At 46.2% G+C, this 24,523-nt stretch carries 14 protein-coding genes, 1 tRNA gene and 3 rRNA genes; 17 read left to right on the top strand and 1 reads right to left on the bottom strand.

Going from position 1 to position 24,523, the window contains the following annotated elements; translation table 11 throughout:
• Positions 1–104 precede the first annotated feature (104 nt).
• From ACN6MV_RS28680 to ACN6MV_RS28645, 8 genes are all read left to right on the top strand, one after another.
• Positions 105–971 carry a phosphatidylinositol-specific phospholipase C/glycerophosphodiester phosphodiesterase family protein gene (locus ACN6MV_RS28680; RefSeq protein WP_419885332.1) on the top strand — a complete coding sequence of 289 codons (867 nt, stop codon included), beginning with the start codon at positions 105–107 and terminating at the stop codon, positions 969–971.
• Between the two features lie 228 nt (positions 972–1,199).
• A complete protein-coding gene (locus ACN6MV_RS28675) occupies positions 1,200–1,919 on the top strand; it encodes a heptaprenylglyceryl phosphate synthase (protein WP_231573963.1) in 720 nt (239 codons plus the stop codon).
• Positions 1,920–2,079: 160 nt separating this feature from the next.
• Complete coding sequence (gene pcrA / locus ACN6MV_RS28670) at positions 2,080–4,419, top strand: DNA helicase PcrA (RefSeq protein WP_339288305.1); 2,340 nt, start codon at positions 2,080–2,082, stop codon at positions 4,417–4,419.
• A 78-nt stretch (positions 4,420–4,497) separates the two neighbouring features.
• On the top strand, positions 4,498–6,510 hold the full coding sequence (gene ligA, locus ACN6MV_RS28665; protein ID WP_076119173.1) for an NAD-dependent DNA ligase LigA: 2,013 nt from the start codon (positions 4,498–4,500) through the stop codon (positions 6,508–6,510).
• A 201-nt stretch (positions 6,511–6,711) separates the two neighbouring features.
• A complete protein-coding gene (locus ACN6MV_RS28660; protein ID WP_419885331.1) occupies positions 6,712–7,419 on the top strand; it encodes a response regulator transcription factor in 708 nt (235 codons plus the stop codon).
• A 19-nt stretch (positions 7,420–7,438) separates the two neighbouring features.
• The gene (locus tag ACN6MV_RS28655; RefSeq protein WP_076119175.1) at positions 7,439–8,551 is read left to right on the top strand and encodes a sensor histidine kinase; all 1,113 of its coding nucleotides are present in this window, start codon (positions 7,439–7,441) and stop codon (positions 8,549–8,551) included.
• 63 nt (positions 8,552–8,614) lie between these two features.
• Positions 8,615–9,214, top strand: a complete 600-nt coding sequence (locus tag ACN6MV_RS28650) for a hypothetical protein (protein ID WP_076119176.1) — start codon at positions 8,615–8,617, stop codon at positions 9,212–9,214.
• Positions 9,211–11,118: a transglycosylase domain-containing protein gene (locus ACN6MV_RS28645; RefSeq protein ID WP_419885330.1), complete on the top strand. Its 1,908-nt coding sequence runs from the start codon at positions 9,211–9,213 to the stop codon at positions 11,116–11,118. The genes ACN6MV_RS28650 and ACN6MV_RS28645 overlap by 4 nt, the downstream gene beginning before the upstream one ends.
• Before the next feature lie 20 nt (positions 11,119–11,138).
• Here the strand turns inward: ACN6MV_RS28645 and ACN6MV_RS28640 are convergent, their stop codons facing one another.
• Entirely contained in the window at positions 11,139–12,395 is a 1,257-nt protein-coding gene (locus ACN6MV_RS28640; protein ID WP_419885329.1) for an MFS transporter, read from the bottom strand.
• Between the two features lie 414 nt (positions 12,396–12,809).
• Here ACN6MV_RS28640 and ACN6MV_RS28635 point away from each other — a divergent pair.
• The 9 genes from ACN6MV_RS28635 to clpC all read left to right on the top strand — a co-directional run bounded on the left by ACN6MV_RS28635 (position 12,810) and on the right by clpC (position 24,368).
• A 16S ribosomal RNA gene (locus ACN6MV_RS28635) occupies positions 12,810–14,367 on the top strand.
• A 101-nt stretch (positions 14,368–14,468) separates the two neighbouring features.
• Positions 14,469–14,544 (top strand) — tRNA-Ala (locus ACN6MV_RS28630).
• 150 nt (positions 14,545–14,694) lie between these two features.
• Positions 14,695–17,623 (top strand): 23S ribosomal RNA (locus tag ACN6MV_RS28625).
• Between the two features lie 132 nt (positions 17,624–17,755).
• Positions 17,756–17,872, top strand: a 5S ribosomal RNA gene (gene rrf, locus ACN6MV_RS28620).
• Together the 16S, 23S and 5S rRNA genes with 1 tRNA gene alongside form the textbook arrangement of a ribosomal RNA operon.
• A 419-nt stretch (positions 17,873–18,291) precedes the next feature.
• Positions 18,292–19,464: a GNAT family N-acetyltransferase gene (locus tag ACN6MV_RS28615; RefSeq protein ID WP_339288297.1), complete on the top strand. Its 1,173-nt coding sequence runs from the start codon at positions 18,292–18,294 to the stop codon at positions 19,462–19,464.
• A gap of 290 nt (positions 19,465–19,754) precedes the next feature.
• Positions 19,755–20,216, top strand: a complete 462-nt coding sequence (locus ACN6MV_RS28610) for a CtsR family transcriptional regulator (RefSeq protein WP_042131251.1) — start codon at positions 19,755–19,757, stop codon at positions 20,214–20,216.
• 30 nt (positions 20,217–20,246) lie between these two features.
• The gene (locus ACN6MV_RS28605; protein WP_076121176.1) at positions 20,247–20,771 is read left to right on the top strand and encodes a UvrB/UvrC motif-containing protein; all 525 of its coding nucleotides are present in this window, start codon (positions 20,247–20,249) and stop codon (positions 20,769–20,771) included.
• Between the two features lie 28 nt (positions 20,772–20,799).
• Positions 20,800–21,864, top strand: a complete 1,065-nt coding sequence (locus ACN6MV_RS28600) for a protein arginine kinase (protein WP_042131249.1) — start codon at positions 20,800–20,802, stop codon at positions 21,862–21,864.
• Positions 21,865–21,899: 35 nt separating this feature from the next.
• On the top strand, positions 21,900–24,368 hold the full coding sequence (gene clpC, locus ACN6MV_RS28595; RefSeq protein ID WP_042131248.1) for an ATP-dependent protease ATP-binding subunit ClpC: 2,469 nt from the start codon (positions 21,900–21,902) through the stop codon (positions 24,366–24,368).
• Positions 24,369–24,523: the final 155 nt, after the last annotated feature.

Here is a 24,523-nt window from a genome sequence, read left to right as displayed (position 1 = left end):
TTTGCTAAAACTTTAATTGGATCCCCGTTTCTACCTATGGTAGAGCGGGGTATTGTTTTTCTATTGGTTTTATAATCTAAACTTCGCAAAGGAAACTCTCAACTATGGATAAAAAAAGGATTGTTGCAACCGTAATTGTAATTGGGGCTCTTATAACTCTACTTGTAATCGCTTTTAGTAATGAAGACGAGCAGCCTGTAAGCGGCTTTGAAGCTCACAAGGTCGTGGCACATGCCATGGGTGGCATTAACGGTCATACATACACCAATGCTTTTGAAGCGTTTGTAGCTAATTATGCACAAGGAACTCGCGTATTTGAAGTAGACTTGTTATTATCGGCTGATGATCAGCTAGTTGGTCGGCATGAGTGGTCAGGGAATATGAGTAAGCTCTTAGGACAGTTGGATGTGCTTCCTGCTAATAAACAAGGGGTTGTACTAGATTATAAAGAATTCATGGATAGTCCAATTCTGAATATCTACTCCCCAATCGATGTTGAGAGGTTGCTTGATCTGATGCAGCATTATCCAGATGCCTATATCGTGACGGATACGAAAGAGATCAAATCTGAACTTATAAATAAACAATTTACATTGTTGGTAGAAGCGGCGCAGCGCCGGGATCCAGCCATATTAGATCGAATTATTCCACAAATATACAATCAGACGATGCTTGATGATATCAATAAGGTTTATTCTTTTCCGGAAGTGCTTTACACCCTGTACCAGTCCAAGGATACGGATGAACAAGTTATTGAGTTTGTTAATAAAACAGGTGTGGATATTACCATGCCGGTTAGCCGGGCCAACAAAAGCTTTGTTAAAAAGCTGAAGAAGGCTGGCGCACGTGTATATGTTCATACTGTGAATGAAGAAGATGAAATTCGGGAGTTATCCCGTATGGGCGTGGATGGTTTTTACACTGATTTTGTGCCGGAAGAGGATTTGATTAACATCTCAGGTGTACGTTGAAATCTTTGACTACTTATTACCATTAATATATCTCTAAAAAGTGGTGCTTTCCATAGATGTGTATTCAGGTGCTTTGCGGGAGTTCCAAAATTTATATACGAAAAAATGTTCGCATTTTTGTTCGCTTTAAATTGACACACCTGCTGTGCTGGCATAGACTAGATCTATATCTTTTGCGGCGGCAGGAGTGTCTTTGTCTTGCCCAAATGACTATTAAGGATGATTCTCATGAAAGCAGTGCAGCAAATGATCAAACCTTGGCGGCATGTGTTTAAGCTAGACCCTGACCGGATGATTTCGGATGAGGATTTGGAGGCTGTTTGCTTATCAGGCACGGATGCCATACTGATAGGGGGCTCTACAGGAGTAACCTATGAGAATACAGTGGATCTCTTATCAAAAGTGAGGCATTTTGAGTTACCCTGTGCACTCGAGGTATCCGAACTTGAAGCTGCTGTACCCGGATTTGATCTTTATATGATTCCTATGGTGCTTAATACGCCTGATACAGCCTGGATTGTAGGCCATCATCGCCGAGCTATTGAACGCTATGGATTTATGATTCCATGGGATTCGCTTCTAACGGAAGGTTATATTGTGTTGAATAGTGACTCTTCAGTTGCACGGATAACAGGGGCTGAGACGGCCATTGATGCTGAAGAAGCGGCTGCATATGCCCAGGTTGCGGACAGGCTGATGTCACTGCCGATTGTTTATCTTGAATACAGCGGTAGGTTCGGGGATATGGAGACCGTGCGGACGGTGCGTGAAATGGTGGAGCAGGCTCAGCTTTTTTATGGAGGGGGCATTACTTGTGAGGCAGAGGCCGAGCAAGCAGCAGCTCTATGTGATACAGTAGTGGTCGGCAATATTATTTATAGCGATGTACAGCAGGCACTGCTAACAGTTGCGGCTGTGAAGAAGACAGTACAAGAACAATTTGATTAAAATATAAGAAAGTATAAGTTTCACGTTATACATTATCTTTATATTTTTCGTATAAACACTTACCGTCCTTATAAGGACGTCGAAGGTGATTATGCTTAGTGGTTATTTTTAGGACTACTTTTGATTTGTGATTTTATATTTAGAAAGGAGCATGTTACACATGCAACTTATTAGCATACAAGACGCAGTAAGTCGACTGAATCCTCCACAAAGACAGGCTGTCGAAACTACTGAAGGACCACTTTTGATTATGGCTGGTGCGGGCAGTGGGAAGACGAGAGTGTTGACTCACAGAATTGCCTGGCTGATTGCCAATCGAAAGGCGCCGCCTTGGGCGATTTTGGCGATTACGTTTACGAATAAAGCTGCGCGGGAAATGCAGGAACGTGTATCTAAGCTTGTCGGACCTGAGGGAAGAGATATCTGGGTATCCACCTTTCACTCTATGTGTGTTCGGATTTTGCGGAAGGATATCGAGCGGATTGGTTTTACCTCCAACTTCTCCATTCTGGACTCTACAGATCAGCTATCCGTAATACGTAACTGTATGAAGGAACTGAATATTGATACGAAGAAATTCGAACCAAAAGCTGTGCAGGCCATCATTAGCGCATCGAAGAATGAGCTGATCACTCCGGCGCAGTATGAGCAGAAGGTTGGCGATTATTTTGAAGGCTTAGTTGCAAAGGTATATAAGATGTATCAAAGGCGTCTAAGAAGCAATAACTCGCTTGATTTTGATGATTTAATTATGAAGACCATTGAACTGTTTAAGGAAGTTCCCGAGGTCCTTGATTTCTACCAAAAGAAATTCAAATACATCCACGTGGATGAGTATCAGGATACGAACAGAGCACAGTATATGTTGTGCCGTATGCTCGCTGACAGCCACCACCGGATTTGTGTGGTAGGGGATAGTGATCAGTCGATTTATCGCTGGCGCGGAGCGGATATTACAAACATTCTTAATTTTGAAGAGGACTATCCAGAAGCGAAGACCATTCTTCTTGAGCAGAACTACCGTTCAACTGCTAATATCCTGAATGCAGCCAATGGTGTGATCGCACTCAATAGTGGACGTAAGCCGAAGAAGCTGTGGACCGATTCCGAGGAAGGCGCCAAGATTAAGGTGTACCGGGCGGACTCCGAGCATGATGAAGGTTACTTTGTAACCGGAGAAATCAGCAAAAATGTGAAACAGGGTCAGGCCTATCAGAATCATGCGATACTGTATCGTACAAATGCCCAGTCACGGGTAATCGAGGAAATTCTAATTAAATCTGATATTCCATATCAAATCGTAGGCGGGATTAAGTTCTATGATCGTAAAGAAATCAAGGATCTGCTCGCTTATTTACGCCTGCTGTCAAATCCTGATGATGATATCAGCCTGACGCGTATTATTAATGTACCTAAGCGGGGATTAGGGGATACAACGGTTGGCAAGCTGGCAGCTGCGGCTGCTGAGCGTGGTGTTTCTATTTTCCGCGTACTGCAAACTGTAGATGATTTGGGCTTTGCTGGGCGGACGCGGAATATGCTAGTAGAGTTCTACGATATGATTGAAGCTCTGCATCGTATGGTGGAGTTCTTGTCCGTAACCGAACTGACGGAAAAAATACTAGAGATGTCGCAGTATCGTTTGGAGCTGCAAAATGAAAACACACTCGAATCTCGCTCGCGACTAGAGAACATCGATGAGTTCCTGTCGGTGACGATGGAGTTTGAAAAGAATAACGAGGACAAGTCGCTTGTCTCCTTCCTCACGGATCTCGCGCTTATCGCAGATATTGATAGTGTAAATGATGATGAAGAGGACCGTAGTGACGCTGTAGTCCTGATGACGATGCACAGCGCCAAAGGTCTGGAGTTCCCAACGGTGTTTATTGTCGGGATGGAAGAAGGCGTGTTCCCGCACAGCCGTGCTTTCCAAGATAACGACGAGCTTGAAGAGGAACGCCGCCTTGCGTATGTAGGAATCACCCGCGCCGAGAAACAATTGTTTCTCTCTTGCGCGCGGATGCGTACGCTCTTTGGGCGGACGACGGCGAATCAGCCGTCCCGCTTCATTGAAGAGATTCCGGAGGAACTGAAGGAAGATACTGCTAAGACGCAGGACCGTTTCCAACGTGGAGGCTCGGAGGTAGGCGGTGCTTACGGCGGACGCGGCTTCAGTGGTGGCAGTCGTGGGAACTTCGGCGGCCGAAGTGGAGCCGCTGGTGCGGCACCGATTGGCAGCGGAAGCACAGCGTCCGCAGCGACAAGCAAAAGCAGCGTGACCGTAACCTCAGGAGGCGCTCAGCGCGCTACTGGATCAGGGGCTGCAGCAGCTGGCGAATACAAAGCCGGTGATAAGGTTTCGCACGGCAAATGGGGCACCGGTACCGTTGTGGCTGTTAAGGGCACCGGAAATGACACGGAGCTGCAGATTGCCTTCCCGGCACCAGTGGGTGTAAAACGACTGCTTGCAGGGTTTGCACCGATTACCAGAGTGGAATAGTAGTAGGAAACGATTAACGAACGGATATTTAGACCACGCTAACCATTAGGAAACTTATTGACGGAGGGATGTACCTGCATGGATGCTATGCATGTGATGGAAGAGCTTGTTGCGGAGTTAAATAATTATAATTACCACTACTACACGCTGGATGCTCCGCTAGTCAGTGATAAGGAATACGATGTTTTATACGACAAGCTTGTAGCACTGGAGGCTGAGAGTGGCTTCGTACTACCGGATTCACCTACACAACGTGTAGGTGGAGAGCTGCTTAAGGGCTTCACGCCGCATCGGCATCTGGCTCCGCTTTGGAGTCTCGATAAAGCACAGAATATTGAACAGCTGCGGAGCTGGAATACGCGGGTACTCCGGTTAGTGAATGAGTACAATCTTAAGAATCCAGACAACCCTCTTCCTGATCCTTGTTATGCAGTAGAGCTGAAGTTCGATGGCTTAACGCTGAATTTAACCTATCGAAATGGCGTTCTTGAACAGGCATCGACGCGTGGTAATGGTGTCATTGGTGAAGGAATCCTTGCGCAGGTGAAGACCATTAAGTCTGTTCCATTAACGATTCCTTTTAAAGAAGGGGTCATTGAGGTTCAAGGTGAAGGGATTATGAATCTGTCTGTGCTAGCTGATTATAATACACGGGCTGCAGAGCCGCTGAAGAATGCGCGTAATGCAGCAGCAGGTGCACTGCGCAATCTAAATCCGAAGACTACTGCAGAACGTCGTTTAAATGCATATTTCTATAATGTGGGTTTTGCAGAAGGTGTAGAATTCGCCGATCATCAGGAGATGATGGATTTTCTGCGGAATAACAAATTCAAAGTAAATCCTTATTTGACTTACTGTAATGATTTCGATGATGTGACCGAACAGCTTGCTGGAATCGAGGAGAGTCGTTCGAGTCTTGATTACCTCATTGATGGAGCTGTAATCAAGGTGACTGATTTCCGTATTCGAGAAGTTCTTGGTTACACTGACAAGTTCCCCCGCTGGGCAGTGGCTTATAAATTTGAGGCTGAAGAAACAACGACCGTGCTTGAGTCTGTTAGCTGGAATGTAGGACGTACCGGCAAAGTGACTCCGCTGGCTCGTGTTGAAGCCGTAGAACTTGCTGGAGTTACTGTACAGAATTGCACATTAAATAATGTAGGCGATATTGAGCGCAAAAACTTGAAATTCGCCTTAGGCGCTCGAGTGTTTATTCGGCGTTCTAATGATGTTATCCCGGAAATTCTCGGTAAGGTAACAGAGGAGAATGACGGAGGAGAAATTATTTTTCCTGAGGACTGCCCGGCTTGCGGATATCCGCTAGAAATGCGCGGTGCGCATCTTTTCTGTAATAATAAGCTGAACTGTAGACCGCAAATTATTAGTCGGATCACCCATTTCGCTTCGCGTGATGCGATGGATATTGAGACGTTTAGTGAGAAGACGGCAGGTCAGCTCTACGACGAGCTTAATGTACATGACTCTGCGGATCTGTATGAATTGTCTTTTGAACAGCTTGTACAGTTGAACCGTTTTGGGGAGAAAAAAGCGCAGAATTTGCTGCAAGCGTTAGAGGATAGTAAAGGGCGCGATCTCGCGTCATTCTTATTTGCGTTAGGAATCCCTAACACAGGTAAAGCAACAACCAAGATGCTGGCTGATCATTTCCGCGATCTGGATGCTGTAATGCAGGCTAAAGCGGAGGAACTCGCCGAGTTACCGGATATTGGTGGGATTGTCGCCGAGAGTATTGTTAATTTCTTCGCAGATCCTGTTGTGGTGGCAAATGTTGCTCGCTTGCGAGCTTTGGGTGTTGAAGCAAAGGCCCCTGAAGCACCGCGTCCTGTTAATACCGATTCCTTCTTTAGTGGAAAAACGGTAGTGTTGACCGGTTCATTACAAAAGCTTACACGTGACGAAGCGGCTGAGCGCTTAGAAGCGCTTGGAGCAAAGGTATCCGGAAGTGTATCCAAGAAGACCGATTTGGTTATTGCCGGAGAGAAGGCAGGCAGTAAACTGGCCAAGGCACAGCAGTTAGGCATTCAAGTCATTGAAGATGAAGATGAGCTGATTCGATTGCTAGAGATGTAAGCATATTTTCAATAGATCCTAAAAGGGTACCTGCTCCATTTCGTTTAAGTACGAGAGGAGCGGGTGCCCTTTTTTGCGTAACCTACTTTATTGTCATGCGATTGTAAGTACATGTTTCTATTTTCGAGGAAAATCATTCGATTGATCTGCTAATATAGAAGCTATAGATATTATTACTATAATTGAAAGGAAACCCCTTCCGTGAAGAGAGAGACGATATTGTTAGTAGATGATGAGAAGGAAATAGTCGAGCTATTATCGATATACCTCTGTAATGAGGGCTATCGGCTGCTTAAAGCCTATGATGGAATGGAAGCGCTAGCGTGTCTGCAGAAGGAAGAAGTAGATTTAATCATTCTTGATGTCATGATGCCTAGGATGGATGGACTAGTTGCGTGTATGAAGATCCGTGAAGAGCGGAAGATGCCGATTATCATTCTTTCAGCCAAAAATACCGATATGGATAAAATCTCAGGACTCAGCATAGGAGCGGACGACTACGTGGGCAAGCCGTTTAATCCTTTGGAGATTGTAGCTAGGGTGAAGTCACAGCTGCGTCGTTACCACGCCTTCAATAAAGAAAGTAATAGCTTGGGAACTGACAACAAACTGAGCTTTGAAGATTTAACTATAGATACTTCTAAGCATGAGGTACATATAGACCAGCAGAAGATTAAGCTGACTCCCCGGGAATTTTCTATTTTAGAGCTTTTGGCAAGGCACCAAGGTCAAGTGCTCAGCTTAGAGCAGATATACGATAAGGTGTGGAACGAACCATTTTTAGATGGGGGTAACACTGTTATGGTACATATTCGTAACCTCCGCGACAAAATCGAAGTGGATTCGAAGCGCCCGCGTTATATACAAACCGTCTGGGGAGTTGGGTATAAATTAGATGGACCTTCCTGAAAGGATTAGGTGAGGCTTCTTGAATTCTAAATATATAACTACGATTCGATGGAAGTTTATATACGCCTTTTTACTTAGTGTGCTTTCCGGTGGATTACTGCTGTTTGCAGGTTACCAGCTCGTTAATTTCATGATCTATTTGAATCCAGCGTCAGAGTCGGCTCCCTATTCACGTATCTTACGCTGGATCATTAATCATATTGGTTCTATGCCACTGCTGACTGCCGCTGGTATTATCAGCTTTTTGCTATTCTTTTTTATCTATACTCGTAAAGTAGTACTTTATCTGGAGGAGATCACCAAAGGGATTCGGGAAATCACAAGCTCTGGGATGTCGCACCGAATTGAAGTTAGAACCACGGACGAGCTGGGAGTGCTGGCTGAGAATATTAATGAAATGGCTGAACGTTTGCAGCACTCCGTGGAGGAGGAACGTAAAGCTGTGAACGCGAAAAATGATTTGATCACTGGTGTTTCACATGATTTAAGGACCCCGCTTACCTCTGTCCTCGGTTTTCTGGAGTATATCGAGCAGGATCGATGTCAGGAAGAAGTAGAAATACGTTATTACGTGAGTATAGCCTACAACAAATCGCTTGTGCTGCGTAAACTGATCGACGATCTTTTTGAATATACACGTGTTAACAGTGGAGAATACCCTCTGGTTCTGGAGAGATTAGATTTAAAAGCCTTTATACGGCAGTTAGCGGAGGAATCCGTTCCCGAACTAACAAAGGCTGAAATGACCTATGAGATCGATGACCAAGCTGATGAGTTGTGGATAGAAGCTTCCCCTAAAGAGTTAGTTCGTGCTTATGAGAATTTGATTACGAACGCGATCCGTTACGGTAGAAGCGGCGGAAAAGTGGAGATTGGTTTCAGTAAAAAGGGGAATGAAGCGGTTGTCCGCATTAGTAACTTTGGAGAGATGATTGCTGAGAGTGATATCCCTTTTATTTTTGAACGATTCTATCGGGCAGAGAAGTCCCGTTCACAGCATACAGGTGGTTCGGGCCTAGGTCTTGCCATTTCAAAAAGTATCATTGAACGTCATAATGGCGTTATTTATGTAGAAAGCTCCCCCCTTCGAACGGATTTTATTACCCATTTCCCATTCTTCAGAGAATCTTAAGAAAACTCTTGGCGGGTTCTTAAGATTTGGAAGATATCCTTGTGAGCACAAGGAGGGATTACTATGCACAAACTTCAGACGATTCGTATCCACTATCTTTATATTTTTATAGGGAGTGCTCTTTTGAGTGCTGCCTTTCTTTTTGTTGTCCAGCGGGGTGTTGCTTTGCTGTACGCTCATTATTCGGGGCAATCAGATGCTTTTTTTATCCGTCTTACCCACTGGGTTATCAATCATATTGGAAAAATCCCCTGTGCTGTTATTCTATTTGTTCTGCTCTTCAGCGGTCTGTTTATTCTACGTTCACAGAAAATTTCCGATGATTTGTACACCGTATTGGTTGGGACCTCAGAGATGGCAGACAAGGGAGCAACAAAAGAAATTAAGGTCCTCTCTGGAGGAGAATTAGGCCAAATCGCCGCTAACCTGAATCGTATGCAAAGAATTGAAGTTCCGAATAGAGGTTTAGCACCAGAAACGATGCAAGATACACCAGCTGTAGCTTTATTGATTAGAACTCGGGCAATTCTCCGTACTCTCCGTGAGGTAAAAGAGGCTGACATTACAGATGATGGGGCGGAAGTACACGCACTTCTTGAAGCGGCAAATGTTGAAGCCCGAAGTATGGAGTGGTTCCTAGAGAACCTGATTATAGAATCATGAGTGCCGTTACCGAAAAAAAACTAAGTGAAGTCCATTCAGACAAAGATGGCAGATGGATCGTGCGTACTCGGATACTCCGTCTAGGATATTTATTTTTTGATGCGAGTGTCATTGGAATAATAATAGCGCTTGTGGGTTTGCTTTACGTATTTCAATACGGCGGACAAGTGGTTAAACAACAAGAAGATAAACTTCAACTGCCGGAATCGAGCATCATTAAGACCTCGGATGGGACGACATTACGGATGATCCCTTTACCGGGTTCTGGGTATAGACATCTAGCAGAGCTGGAGGAGATGCCTGCATTATTGATAAATACATTTTTAGCAGTGGAGGACCGTCGTTTCTATAGCCATCAGGGAATAGATTACAAAGGGATATCTCGCGCCTTTTTGAATAATGTTGTGGATATGGATCTCTCCGAGGGCGGAAGCAGCATCACTCAGCAGCTTGCTCGCAATCTTTATTTGAACAGGAACAAGAATGTGATACGCAAGCTAAACGAAGCTTCCATTGCGCTTGCTTTGGAGCGGCGGCTATCTAAACGTGAAATTCTGGGACTTTATCTCAATCAAATCTATATGGGACGAGGACAGTATGGAGTGAAAGCAGCTGCCGAGCGTTACTTCGGTGTATCTGATTTGAAAAAACTAGAAATATGGCAAATAGCGACCCTAGCGGGAATTCCTAAAGGACCGTCTATTTATAATCCGGTAGACAATAGTACATTATCCAAAACAAGAAGGGATCTCGTTCTACAGATCATGCTAGATCAAGGACTGATCACTAATAAACAAATGCTTGAGGCTAGAGATAAACAGTATCACCCTCCCGCCGCAAACAAAGAAGAAGTCATTGGTGTGCATTATGTGGACGCTACGCTTAAGGAAGCGGCTCAGATCACTGGGAAGTCTGTGGAGGAGCTTCGAACGGGAGGCTACACTATCGTTACAGGGTTGAATATTAAAGCGCAGCAGGCGCTTGAACAGGCTTTTCTTAAGGCGTCTTCTTTCCCGCCCGATGGAAAAGATCAACAGGTGGAAGCAGCTATGACCATCATTGATCATCGTACAGGTGAAGTGGTGGCACTTATTGGTGGGCGTGAGCAAAACGAGGGGAGCTTGAACAGAGCTACAATTGATGCGCGGCAGCCAGGCTCCAGCTTCAAGCCGATCATTGATTATGGACCCGCGCTAGAGAGCGGGAAGTATAGCCCAAATAGTATACTGTCTGATCATAAATATGCTTATGGCAACTATGTACCTGAGAATTTGAATGGTGTGTATCAAGGTCAAATTACAATGAGTAGAGCGCTGCAAAAATCCGTGAATGCGCCAGCCGTTTGGCTTTTGAAGCAGGTTGGAATCTCTTCTGCACGGCAATTTGCCGCGAAATTAGGAATAGTACTGACGGAAGAGGACAACCATTTATCAATAGCTTTAGGAGGGCTTCATAAAGGGGTATCTCCACTTAAAATGACACAGGCCTACGGTGTCTTTGCTAATGGAGGTAAATTCAATGAGGCTCATATGGTGCGCTCGATAACTAATGCAGGAGGGAAAGTCGTATATACACATCCCACTGTATCACGTCAGGTAATATCGCAACGAACAGCAGATGCAATGACGAATATGCTGCGTAGTGTTGTCAATGAAGGAACCGGCAAAAAGGCACAAATGAACAGACCCGTAGCAGGGAAAACCGGAACAACTCAATTGGACCTGCCAGGTGTGAGCAAGAAAGCAAATCGGGATCTATGGTTTGTTGGTTATACTTCGGAATGGACAGCTGCAGTGTGGATGGGGTTTGATCGTACAAATAAGGATAATTATATGACAGAGGGCAGCGGGAAGGCTGCCGCTCTATTTTCTACAGTGATGAGTAAAGCGCTAAGTAATTATTGATTCTATGATGTTATTGATGTTTATTGAGCGGCCCATTCTTCTAGTTTCTCATCTCTAGGAAGCAGGAGAGCGAGGAAACCGAGAAGAGGCAGGAAGCCACAAGCTATAAACACTTTTGAAATCCCAATGCTGTCAATCAGATTGCCGAGTACCAAGGAGCCAATTCCCCCGAGACCAAAAGCAAGACCGGTGATTAACCCTGAGACTGTTCCGATATTCCCTGGATAAAGCATCTGAGCATAGATTACAGTAACAGAGAAGCTGGACAAAAGGATGAAACCGCCAATCAGTAGGAGTATAGCGGCCCACATTTGGTTCACAAAGGGGAGAGCCAGCGCGAAGGGTACTGTTCCGACCATAGAGAGAAGAATGAGATTACGCCGTCCGAAGCGGTCCGCCAAGGGGCCTCCAAAGAATGTACCAATGGCACCAGCCGCTAAATACATGAAAATGTAGATTTGGGCTTTATCAAGTGTCATTTGGTATTTGTCCATTAAATAGAAAGCGTAGTAACTGCCGATAGAAGCGCCGTACCATGACCTTACAAAGACTAGGAAGACAAGGATAATTGTTGCTGTTCGAATACTTTTGCGGCGGGCAGGATCGATTGCACGAGCTGTTGACTTCTTATGAAACGTATATCCTGCATCCAGCATCTCTCGATACCAGCGAGCGACATAGGTCTGGACGGCGATTCCGGCAGCCGCAACGATAGTGAAGCCAAGAGCGCCGATCTGCCCAAAGGGAATGAATATCCATTTCGTGAGCATTGGACCTAAAGATTGCCCAGCATTACCGCCGACTTGAAAAATGGATTGCGAAAGGCCTTTCCGCTGCCCGGCAGCCATATGAGCTACACGCATGCCTTCCGGATGAAAAGTAGCTGAGCCAAAGCCGATTAGCATGACGGAAAACAATACAAGGATATAGTTGTTGGCAAAAGCCAATAAAAGTACGCCTAAAAATGTGCTGCACATGCCTAGTGGTAATAATATAGGACGAGGCTTGCGGTCAGCAGCATACCCGATGACTGGTTGGATAACTGAGGACGTCATATTTAGGGCAAAGGAGATCCATCCGATCTGAGCAAAGGAGAGCAATAAGTTATCTTTGAGAATAGGGAAGATTGCAGGGATAACTGCCTGAATAGAATCATTAAATAAATGAACAAAGCTGACTGCCAGCAAAATCTTATAGATTGTTGCTTGCTGCAGATTACGCTGCTCCTTGTCCTTAGTGTTTGTTGGGGTCGCAGCACTAGATGGTTGGTTTTTCATTTAGACTCCTCTCTGTACGTATCATTCGAAGTTAATATATGGGATTGCGATAAGTTCTATTTAGCCACAGATAACGGATGATTGGAATCAATTTGTGTTGGTTTGTGCTGGTTTGAAAGTATTTATGCGTCGATAATTTTTTATTTCAAAAAAAGCTTGCAAACATAAGAACCGCATGGTATATTATCTCTTGTGCTTATGACGCATCGAACAAATGAAACACAAACGATGAAAAAATAAGTTGACAAGAAATACGAAAACATGATATACTCAAATTCCTGTGCAAGAGACATTGAATGTCGAAATGCTGGGAGCAAGTTCTTTGAAAACTGAACAAATGGAACGCGTTAATTTTTAAAAGATTCATTTAATGAATCGTCAGTTTCAAAATGAGCATATCGCTCTTTTCAATACTAATTGGAGAGTTTGATCCTGGCTCAGGACGAACGCTGGCGGCGTGCCTAATACATGCAAGTCGAGCGGAGTCATTTTGAAAGCTTGCTTTCAAAATGACTTAGCGGCGGACGGGTGAGTAACACGTAGGCAACCTGCCCCTTAGACTGGGATAACTACCGGAAACGGTAGCTAATACCGGATAATTTCTTTTTTCTCCTGAAGGAAGAATGAAAGACGGAGCAATCTGTCACTGAGGGATGGGCCTGCGGCGCATTAGCTAGTTGGTGGGGTAACGGCCCACCAAGGCGACGATGCGTAGCCGACCTGAGAGGGTGAACGGCCACACTGGGACTGAGACACGGCCCAGACTCCTACGGGAGGCAGCAGTAGGGAATCTTCCGCAATGGACGAAAGTCTGACGGAGCAACGCCGCGTGAGTGATGAAGGTTTTCGGATCGTAAAGCTCTGTTGCCAGGGAAGAACGTCCGGTAGAGTAACTGCTATCGGAGTGACGGTACCTGAGAAGAAAGCCCCGGCTAACTACGTGCCAGCAGCCGCGGTAATACGTAGGGGGCAAGCGTTGTCCGGAATTATTGGGCGTAAAGCGCGCGCAGGCGGTCATTTAAGTCTGGTGTTTAAACCTTGGGCTCAACCTAAGGTCGCACTGGAAACTGGGTGACTTGAGTACAGAAGAGGAAAGTGGAATTCCACGTGTAGCGGTGAAATGCGTAGATATGTGGAGGAACACCAGTGGCGAAGGCGACTTTCTGGGCTGTAACTGACGCTGAGGCGCGAAAGCGTGGGGAGCAAACAGGATTAGATACCCTGGTAGTCCACGCCGTAAACGATGAGTGCTAGGTGTTAGGGGTTTCGATACCCTTGGTGCCGAAGTTAACACAGTAAGCACTCCGCCTGGGGAGTACGGTCGCAAGACTGAAACTCAAAGGAATTGACGGGGACCCGCACAAGCAGTGGAGTATGTGGTTTAATTCGAAGCAACGCGAAGAACCTTACCAGGTCTTGACATCCCTCTGAATCCACTAGAGATAGTGGCGGCCTTCGGGACAGAGGAGACAGGTGGTGCATGGTTGTCGTCAGCTCGTGTCGTGAGATGTTGGGTTAAGTCCCGCAACGAGCGCAACCCTTAACTTTAGTTGCCAGCAAGTAATGTTGGGCACTCTAGAGTGACTGCCGGTGACAAACCGGAGGAAGGTGGGGATGACGTCAAATCATCATGCCCCTTATGACCTGGGCTACACACGTACTACAATGGCCGGTACAACGGGAAGCGAAGCCGCGAGGTGGAGCCAATCCCATCAAAGCCGGTCTCAGTTCGGATTGCAGGCTGCAACTCGCCTGCATGAAGTCGGAATTGCTAGTAATCGCGGATCAGCATGCCGCGGTGAATACGTTCCCGGGTCTTGTACACACCGCCCGTCACACCACGAGAGTTTACAACACCCGAAGTCGGTGGGGTAACCCGCAAGGGAGCCAGCCGCCGAAGGTGGGGTAGATGATTGGGGTGAAGTCGTAACAAGGTAGCCGTATCGGAAGGTGCGGCTGGATCACCTCCTTTCTATGGAGAATCGTCTTCTGCAATGAAGACATTCAAATCGGAAGTTAAACTTCCAAAATTATTTAACGCGTATCCATTTGTTCGGTTTTGATGGAATTTGCGGGGCCATAGCTCAGCTGGGAGAGCGCCTGCCTTGCAAGCAGGAGGTCAGCGGTTCGATCCCGCTTGGCTCCACCAACAAACTTCATCTATTTGTTATGTCTAGAATAGTTTTATCTTGATCCTTGAAAACTGGATACCGAAACGAATTTGCGTTTTAGAACATCTTTTAGCAACTTGTGCAAACAAGTAAATGTTATTAGTGAGATTTTTCTTAGGAAAAATCAAGGTTAAGCTAATAAGAGCACACGGAGGATGCCTAGGCGCCAGGAGCCGACGAAGGACGTGGCGAACAACGAAACTGCCTCGGGGAGCTGTAAGCAAGCTTTGATCCGGGGGTGTCCGAATGGGGAAACCCAGCTGTGGTAATTCGCAGTTACTCATACCTGAATACATAGGGTATGTAGAGGCAGACCAGGGGAACTGAAACATCTAAGTACCCTGAGGAAGAGAAAACAATAGTGATTCCGTCAGTAGCGGCGAGCGAACGCGGAACAGCCTAAACCTAAGAGCTTGCTCTTAGGGGTTGTGGGACGTCTCACATGGAGTTACAAAGGAATATGGTAGGTGAAGAGGTCTGGAAAGGCCCGCGATAGAGGTAAAAGCCCTGTAACCTAAACTGTGTTCTCTCCGAGACGGATCCCGAGTAGTGCGGGGCACGTGAAACCCCGTATGAATCCAGCAGGACCATCTGCTAAGGCTAAATACTACCTGGCGACCGATAGTGAAACAGTACCGTGAGGGAAAGGTGAAAAGCACCCCGGAAGGGGAGTGAAATAGAACCTGAAACCGTGTGCTTACAAAAAGTCAGAGCCCTATTAATGGGTGATGGCGTGCCTTTTGTAGAATGAACCGGCGAGTTACGTTTAACATGCAAGGTTAAGTCGAGAAGACGGAGCCGCAGCGAAAGCGAGTCTGAATAGGGCGATTTAGTATGTGGACGTAGACCCGAAACCGTGTGATCTACCCCTGTCCAGGGTGAAGGTGCGGTAACACGCACTGGAGGCCCGAACCCACGCACGTTGAAAAGTGCGGGGATGAGGTGGGGGTAGCGGAGAAATTCCAATCGAACTCGGAGATAGCTGGTTCTCCCCGAAATAGCTTTAGGGCTAGCCTCGGTATAAGAGTAGTGGAGGTAGAGCACTGATTGGGTGCGGGGTCCGCAAGGATTACCAAGCTCAGTCAAACTCCGAATGCCATATACTTATTGCCGGGAGTCAGACAGTGAGTGCTAAGATCCATTGTCAAAAGGGAAACAGCCCAGACCATCAGCTAAGGTCCCCAAGTGTGTGTTAAGTGGGAAAGGATGTGGAGTTGCACAGACAACCAGGATGTTGGCTTAGAAGCAGCCACCATTGAAAGAGTGCGTAATAGCTCACTGGTCGAGTGACTCTGCGCCGAAAATGTAACGGGGCTAAACACACCACCGAAGCTATGGCTAGATATGTATGTATCTGGGGTAGGGGAGCGTTGTATGTGGGTTGAAGGTGTACCGTAAGGAGCGCTGGACAGCATACAAGTGAGAATGCCGGTATGAGTAACGAAAAGATCAGTGAGAATCTGATCCGCCGAAAGCCCAAGGTTTCCTGAGGAAGGCTCGTCCGCTCAGGGTAAGTCGGGACCTAAGGCGAGGCCGAAAGGCGTAGTCGAAGGACAACAGTTTGAAATTACTGTACCACCGTAATCCGCTATGAGCGATGGGGTGACGCAGGAGGGTAGTGACGCGGACTGATGGATATGTCCGTCTAAGCAGTGAGGCTGATGTGTAGGCAAATCCGCACATCGTTAAGGCTGGGCTGTGATGGGGAGCGAAAATTGTAGTAGCGAAGGTCATGATCTCACACTGCCAAGAAAAGCCTCTAGCCAGGAGAAGGTGCCCGTACCGCAAACCGACACAGGTAGGCGAGAAGAGAATTCTAAGGCGCGCGGAAGAACTCTCGTTAAGGAACTCGGCAAAATGACCCCGTAACTTCGGGAGAAGGGGTGCCCCGGTAGTGTGAATAGCACGAGGGGGCCGCAGTGAAAAGGCCCAAGCGACTGTTTAGCAAAAACACAGGTCTGTGCGAAGCCGCAAGGCGAAGTATACGGGCTGACGCCTGCCCGGTGCTGGAAGGTTAAGGGGAGTGGTTAGGGGTAACCCGAAGCTATGAACCGAAGCCCCAGTAAACGGCGGCCGTAACTATAACGGTCCTAAGGTAGCGAAATTCCTTGTCAGGTAAATTCTGACCCGCACGAATGGCGTAACGACTTGGGCGCTGTCTCAACGAGAGATCCGGTGAAATTTTAATACCTGTGAAGATGCAGGTTACCCGCGACAAGACGGAAAGACCCCATGGAGCTTTACTGCAGCTTGATATTGAATTTGGGTACGATCTGTACAGGATAGGTGGGAGCCGTAGAAATCGGAGCGCAAGCTTCGGTGGAGGCGCCGTTGGGATACCACCCTGATCGTATCTAGGTTCTAACCTAGTGCCCTAATCGGGTACGGGGACCGTGTCAGGCGGGCAGTTTGACTGGGGCGGTCGCCTCCTAAAGAGTAACGGAGGCGTTCCAAGGTTCCCTCAGAATGGTTGGAAATCATTCGAAGAGTGCAAAGGCATAAGGGAGCTTGACTGCGAGACCTACAAGTCGAGCAGGGACGAAAGTCGGACTTAGTGATCCGGTGGTACCGCATGGAAGGGCCATCGCTCAACGGATAAAAGCTACCCTGGGGATAACAGGCTTATCTCCCCCAAGAGTCCACATCGACGGGGAGGTTTGGCACCTCGATGTCGGCTCATCGCATCCTGGGGCTGAAGTAGGTCCCAAGGGTTGGGCTGTTCGCCCATTAAAGCGGTACGCGAGCTGGGTTCAGAACGTCGTGAGACAGTTCGGTCCCTATCTGTCGTGGGCGCAGGAAATTTGAGAGGAGCTGTCCTTAGTACGAGAGGACCGGGATGGACGTACCGCTGGTGCACCAGTTGTTCCGCCAGGAGCATGGCTGGGTAGCTACGTACGGACGGGATAAGCGCTGAAAGCATCTAAGCGTGAAGCCCCCCTCAAGATGAGATTTCCCAATTAGTAAGACCCCTTGAAGACGACGAGGTAGATAGGTTGGAGGTGGAAGTGCAGTAATGCATGGAGCTGACCAATACTAATCGGTCGAGGGCTTATCCTATACTTAAAACGCAAATTCAATTCGGATTCAGTTTTCAGGCATCAAGCCTGTAACCAATAAGCTGCATGTCCTTTATAAGGGCTGATATTTTCTCGCAGCGATTTCGAGAAGCGAAAGCTTCGAAAAATCATGTTTGGTGGCGATAGCGGAGGGGTTCCACGCGTACCCATCCCGAACACGACCGTTAAGCCCTCCAGCGCCGATGGTACTTGGACCGAAGGGTCCTGGGAGAGTAGGACGTTGCCAAGCACAATTAGACCACTGTTGAGTCATCGACAGTGGCTTTTTTGCGTTTATTATAGACTGTGGAAAACTTGTGGATAATATTTTGAATTTGCAGAAAAGTTACGCACATGTGGATAGATGATTGAAAGAGAAATAATCCCTAAATAGTGTGGATTAAATACATATTTATATGGATCTGTCAACAGAAAACCTAAGTAGTACACGGGTTGCTGTGGATATAGCCGGGATTATGTGGATAGAGCTATTGATAAGTGGATAACTATTTTAACTTGGATGTGACAAGATTTCAAGACTATTTTTAAAACTGCATAGAGCTGTGGATAACTAAAATAAAGTTATAAATAATGCAATAGATTAGCGCACAATTGATGCTCTTGTTATACTTATCCTAAAAGTAATTTTATAAAGGATGAGGTGAGTTTGTGGTAATAAGACAGTTACGCCCAGATGAGTTCGATGCAAGCATGAACTTGTCAGAATATGCTTTTCAATACAAGTTACCTAGCGACAAACGGGAAAGTGCTCAAAAAAGTTTCAAGCCGGAACGGGTATGGGGTGCCTTTGAAGACGGGACACTCGAAGCAAAATTGACGCTTCTGCCATTCCAAGTGTACATACAAGGGAAAGTGGTGCCTATGGGTGGTATCGCTGGAGTAGCAACATGGCCAGAGAACCGCAGACAAGGGCATGTGGCAAAGCTTTTAACACATGCACTGCAAACGATGAATGAAGCGGGTCAAAGGCTCTCTTTTCTGCATCCGTTCCTGATTCCCTTTTATCGTAAATTTGGTTGGGAAGTTTATTGTGAATATAAGAAATACTCCATTCCTGTAGCGAAGTTTCCCAAGAAGGTTGAAGTTGAGGGCAAAGTTAAACGGGACATTAAAGATATCGAAGTATTGGATGGCTTATACAATCAATTCGCTGTCAGATATAACGGGACACTTAAGCGTGATTTGGACTGGTGGGAGAATTCTGTTTTAGATGACGAAGGAAAAAGTGCAGTGTTTTACTCTAAAAGTGGTGAACCAGAGGGATACGTGCTGTATAAGGTAGAGAACAGAGAACTGGTCATTGATGAATTTGTTTTTTTGAATGAACAAGCTCGGCAGGGGCTGTGGACATTTCTTGCGAACCATGATTCGATGGTGACCGGTGCATCGTTGAAGCTGGTGCCTTCGGACGACATGTTACCCTTCTTGCTGCCAGATCCGCGTATAGAACAGGAGAATTATCCTTATTTTATGGGTCGTATTGTGAATGCTAAGACATTCATTGAAGGTTATACCTTCAGAGGAAACAGCAGCCAAAAGAAACAGCTTATTTATATAGAAGATAAATACGCACCTTGGAATGATGGATTGTGGGAATGGAATATTTCTAATGAGGGATCGGCAACTTTTACACGCGGGGAAGGGAAACCGGCAGAAGCAGACTTAAACTGTGATATCGGCACATTGACGGCATTAATGCTTGGATATAAACGTCCGGCAGAGTTAGCTCGTTATGGACGCATCTCAGGTCATTCAGCTGCACTGGAATGGTTTGAAGAAATCTTACCGCAAGCAGAAACTGCATTATTTGATCATTTTTAAAATAAAAATTCGGGCTCTCCCCTTCGAAAGATGTTGGGAGGGCTCTTTATTTCCGAATACATTCGCTGAAAAAAGTGAAAAATAAGAGAATCCACTTGGAATTAGCACAGAATATGTTATAATATTAAAAAGTCAAAGAAAGTCAAAGTCAACGAAACTTAATGACATTGATCCGATTCTCTGAACACGTGGAATTATCCACAAATGTTTAAGTTCAATTAAAGACCATTGTCATTAGGAATGCAAGTTGCAATCGGTATTATAAAGATTTAAGCACTGGAGGATGAGTGATGCGCAATATCTCTGATATTATCGAACAATATCTGAAGAATATTTTGCATGAAAGTCCCGAAGGTACGGTGGAAATCCAGCGAAATGACCTGGCGGACCAGTTCTCATGCGTACCGTCACAGATCAATTATGTCATCAGTACACGCTTTACTTTGGAAAAAGGTTATGTGGTGGAAAGTAAGCGTGGTGGCGGGGGATATATTCGTATTCAACGTTTTGAATTGCCACCAAACGTGGCACTGCATGCCCATTTAAACCATACTATAGGTGGCGGGATTGATCAGAACGCTGCTGAAGGGCTGATTTATCAGCTGGAGGAAGCCGGTTTTCTAAGTAAGCGTGAAGCGTGCCTTATGCGCGCTGCTGTTTCTCGGGAATGCCTAACGGTTAAGATTCCATACCGGGATGAGATTCGTGCCAAGATTATGAAGGCGATGTTAATCTCTTTGTTAGGCAAATAATTGTCAACCATAAGGGAGGGGCTTTCGCTTATGCAATGCCAGGAATGTGGCGTCAAGCCGGCAACACTCCACTTCACTAAGATCGTGAATGGAGAGAAGACGGAGTTTCATATCTGCGAGAGCTGTGCACGGGAGAAGGGGGAACTCATTCCCGGAACGGCTGGAGGGTTCTCGATCCACAGTCTGCTGTCAGGTCTGCTTGATCTAGAGGGTGCCGGCAAGGAGAAGTCGGCTGCAACGAAGACAACGCAGAGTCTGCAATGTGAGAATTGTGGGATGACGTACTCCCAGTTTAGCAAGTTAGGCCGTTTTGGCTGTAGCTCCTGCTATAAATATTTTAACAGCGCACTCGACCCGCTTTTTAAGCGAGTGCATGGTAGTACTTCACATGTAGGTAAGATTCCGAAACGTGCAGGAGCTCAGATTGTATTTAGACGCCAAATTGATGAACTCAAGCAGGAATTACAGCAGAGTATTACACAAGAAGAATTCGAGAAAGCAGCGGAGCTGCGGGATCAGATTCGTAAACTTGAAAAAGAAATAGCACAAGAGTAAAGTCTTTGATATATAGGGGGGATATGACATGTCAAGTCTCCGATTTACTGAACAAGCGCTTAGTGATTGGATGCGCTCTGGAGGTAGTCACTCCGAGATTGTAATTAGCAGTCGTATGCGTATTGCCCGTAATCTAGAGCATCTTCCGTTTCCAATGCTGGCTTCCTTAGAGCAATCGGAAGAAGTGTTAGAGCTGTTGGCTCCTGTGTTTCATGAGGAAGCAGCTGCAGATTTCGGATCTTTTCAACTCCTAAAGCTTGATGAAGTGAATGAACTGGACAAAAAGGTACTGGTTGAGAAACACCTAATCAGTCCTAACTTGGCTAATGATTCGCGCAGCGCGGCTGTCTTGTTAAATGAAGATGAGTCGGTCAGCATCATGATTAACGAAGAGGACCATCTGCGAATCCAATGTCTGTTTCCTGGTCTTCAGGTTAGAGAAGCATGGGAACGTGCGACGGCGATCGATGATATATTTGAAGCAGCTGTCAATTACGCTTTTGATGATAAAAGAGGATACTTGACCAGTTGCCCCACTAATGTGGGTACAGGGCTTCGTGCCTCAGTAATGCTGCATCTGCCAGCACTTGTAATGACGCATCAGATCAATCGCATATTGTCTGCAGTGAACCAAGTAGGATTGACTGTAAGAGGAATTTACGGTGAGGGCAGCGAAGCAGTAGGGAACATCTTTCAAATTTCCAATCAGATCACCCTCGGTCAAACGGAGAGTGAAATTATTGAGAATCTTCACAGTGTAGTTACGCAGATCATAGAGCATGAGCGAAATGCACGTGAACGGTTGCTTGTTGATTCCGCACTGAGAATAACCGACCGAGTGAAGCGTTCTTATGGGATTTTATGTTATGCAGCTCTTATGGAGCTTAAAGAATCTGCACAACGACTGTCTGATGTGAGACTTGGGGTTGATCTTGGCATTCTGGAAGGTCTTTCGATTTCAGTGCTAAATGAACTTAACGTTAAGACACAGCCAGGATTTCTGCAAAAGATGTTCGGCGATGAGTTAAACGCCACTGAACGAGATATGTATCGGGCAAAACTGCTCCGAGAGACACTGGGAACACAACATTAATATAGATATTTACTATTCATGGAGGTGCAGGAGATATGATGTTTGGAAGATTTACGGAACGCGCACAAAAAGTGCTAGCGCTGGCGCAGGAAGAAGCTGTTCGTTTAGGACACAACAATATTGGCACAGAACATATTTTGCTCGGACTTATTCGTGAAGGAGACGGCATTGCTGCTAAGGCATTAATTGCTTTAGGGCTAGGTCTTGAAAAAATCCAGGACGAAGTGGAGACACTGATTGGCAGAGGTCAAGAACAGCCTACGAACATTGCTTATACTCCTCGCGCTAAAAAAGTGATTGAGTTGTCGATGGATGAAGCCCGTAAGCTGGGACATACGTATGTCGGCACTGAGCATATTTTGCTTGGACTTATCCGTGAAGGGGAAGGTGTCGCGGCACGTGTGCTTAATAACCTCGGCATCAGCTTGAATAAAGCTCGTCAGCAAGTGCTGCAGCTCCTGGGAAGCAGCGAGGCTGCCTCTAGTCATAGTGGAACTCCGGCTAATGTCAGCACACCGACTCTAGATGGTCTTGCGCGCGATTTGACCGCCTATGCTAAGGAGGGCAATCTAGACCCGGTTATCGGCCGTAGCAAGGAGATTGAACGTGTTATTCAGGTACTGAGTCGCCGGACTAAGAATAACCCGGTACTGATCGGTGAACCTGGTGTTGGTAAGACAGCTATCGCTGAAGGACTTGCACAAAAGATTATCAACAATGAAATCCCAGAAACACTTCGCGACAAACGCGTCATGACGCTCGACATGGGCTCAGTAGTGGCAGGGACAAAATATCGCGGTGAATTTGAAGACCGCCTCAAGAAAATCATGGATGAGATTCGCCAAGCAGGTAATATCGTGCTCTTTATCGATGAGCTTCATACGCTGATCGGTGCTGGCGGCGCTGAAGGTGCGATAGACGCATCTAACATTCTTAAGCCGGCTTTGGCCCGTGGAGAACTTCAGTGCATAGGCGCTACTACGCTTGACGAATATCGTAAATATATTGAAAAAGATGCAGCGCTCGAAAGACGTTTCCAACCGATTACGGTGGATCAGCCTTCTCCAGAGGAAGCGGTCCAAATTCTGTTCGGACTTCGCGATCGTTATGAAGCACATCACCGTGTGAAGATTACGGATGAAGCTATTGTGGAAGCAGTGAAGTTGTCCGATCGTTACATTCCGGACCGTTTCCTGCCAGATAAAGCGATTGACCTTATCGATGAAGCAGGATCTAAAGTAAGGCTTCACTCTTACACCATCCCGCCAAATCTGAAGGAACTTGAAATGCGCTTGGATGATATCCGCAAGGAGAAAGATTCCGCAGTGCAGAGTCAAGAGTTTGAAAAAGCGGCTGCCTTGCGTGATACAGAGCAAAAGATCCGTGAAGAGCTTGATACCACTAAGAACCAATGGAAAGAAAAACAAGGTCGCACGGATTCAGAGGTTACACCTGAAGATATCGCACAGGTTGTAGCTAGCTGGACGGGGATTCCTGTAAGCAAGCTGAAGGAAGAGGAGACCGACCGTCTGCTTAACATGGAGGCTTTACTGCATGAACGAGTGATCGGTCAGGATGAAGCCGTTAAGGCAGTTAGCCGGGCACTACGCCGTGCGCGTGCAGGTCTTAAAGATCCGAAACGTCCAATGGGTTCCTTTATCTTCCTCGGTCCTACAGGTGTAGGTAAAACGGAGTTGGCTCGTGCATTGGCTGAGGCTATGTTCGGCGATGAGAATGCGGTCATCCGTATTGATATGTCGGAATATATGGAGAAGCACTCCACGTCCCGTTTAGTCGGAGCCCCTCCTGGATATGTTGGCTATGAAGAAGGCGGCCAATTAACCGAGAAGGTACGCCGTAAGCCTTATTCTGTAGTGCTGCTTGATGAAATTGAAAAAGCGCACCCAGAAGTATTCAACATTCTGCTGCAGGTTCTTGAAGACGGTCGTTTGACTGACTCTAAAGGACGGGTAGTCGATTTCCGTAATACATTAATTATTCTGACTTCTAACGTAGGCGCACAAGCGATCAAGAAGAATTCGACACTTGGATTCACAGCTGTGCAAGATGCTGGAGCAGAATACGGTAATATGAAGGGCAAGGTTATGGAAGAGCTTAAGAAGAGCTTCCGTCCTGAGTTCTTGAACCGGATTGACGAAATCATCGTCTTCCATTCCCTCGATGAGAAGCATATTGCTGAAATCGTTACGTTGATGTCTGATGAACTGCGCAAGCGACTGCGTGAATATGATGTTGATTTCGTACTCACGGATGCGGCGAAGGCTTTCCTGGCTAAGGAAGGCTACGACCCAGCCTTTGGTGCACGTCCATTGCGTCGTGCGATTCAGAAGCATATTGAAGACCGTCTTTCCGAGGAATTGCTCCGAGGAAATATCCAAAAGGGTGATTCGCTCAACATTGATGAAGTTGGCGGAGAACTTGTAGTGAATAAAGTGGATGCTCCTGTAGCGCCATTGCTTGAAAAAGAAGTAGAATCCGAATAAAAAAACGGAATAAAAAAAGCTTCCGCTCCTCAGTTTATAGAGGGGCGGAAGCTTTTTTAATATAAATTTATCACTTGAAAATATACATTTAGTACAAATTCCGAATGACCTTTCGTTAAAGGGGCAGAAATGGTAAACTTTCATTAGAAGAAAAT

The organism is Paenibacillus sp. B-A-8 (genome assembly GCF_048572915.1).
Taxonomy (GTDB): domain Bacteria; phylum Bacillota; class Bacilli; order Paenibacillales; family Paenibacillaceae; genus Paenibacillus_AQ.
This window is presented reverse-complemented; position numbering and strand designations above follow the sequence as displayed.

Bases quoted from the DNA above. Each gene is read 5' to 3' on its own strand.
- ACN6MV_RS28650 (WP_076119176.1), top strand. From the start codon at position 8,615: ATGCACAAACTTCAGACGATTCGTATCCACTATCTTTATATTTTTATA.
- ACN6MV_RS28645 (WP_419885330.1), top strand. From the start codon at position 9,211: ATGAGTGCCGTTACCGAAAAAAAACTAAGTGAAGTCCATTCAGACAAA.
- ACN6MV_RS28640 (WP_419885329.1), bottom strand. From the start codon at position 12,395: ATGAAAAACCAACCATCTAGTGCTGCGACCCCAACAAACACTAAGGAC.
- ACN6MV_RS28610 (WP_042131251.1), top strand. From the start codon at position 19,755: ATGCGCAATATCTCTGATATTATCGAACAATATCTGAAGAATATTTTG.
- ACN6MV_RS28675 (WP_231573963.1), top strand. From the start codon at position 1,200: ATGAAAGCAGTGCAGCAAATGATCAAACCTTGGCGGCATGTGTTTAAG.
- pcrA (WP_339288305.1), top strand. From the start codon at position 2,080: ATGCAACTTATTAGCATACAAGACGCAGTAAGTCGACTGAATCCTCCA.
- clpC (WP_042131248.1), top strand. From the start codon at position 21,900: ATGATGTTTGGAAGATTTACGGAACGCGCACAAAAAGTGCTAGCGCTG.
- ACN6MV_RS28600 (WP_042131249.1), top strand. From the start codon at position 20,800: ATGTCAAGTCTCCGATTTACTGAACAAGCGCTTAGTGATTGGATGCGC.
- ligA (WP_076119173.1), top strand. From the start codon at position 4,498: ATGGATGCTATGCATGTGATGGAAGAGCTTGTTGCGGAGTTAAATAAT.
- ACN6MV_RS28680 (WP_419885332.1), top strand. From the start codon at position 105: ATGGATAAAAAAAGGATTGTTGCAACCGTAATTGTAATTGGGGCTCTT.
- ACN6MV_RS28605 (WP_076121176.1), top strand. From the start codon at position 20,247: ATGCAATGCCAGGAATGTGGCGTCAAGCCGGCAACACTCCACTTCACT.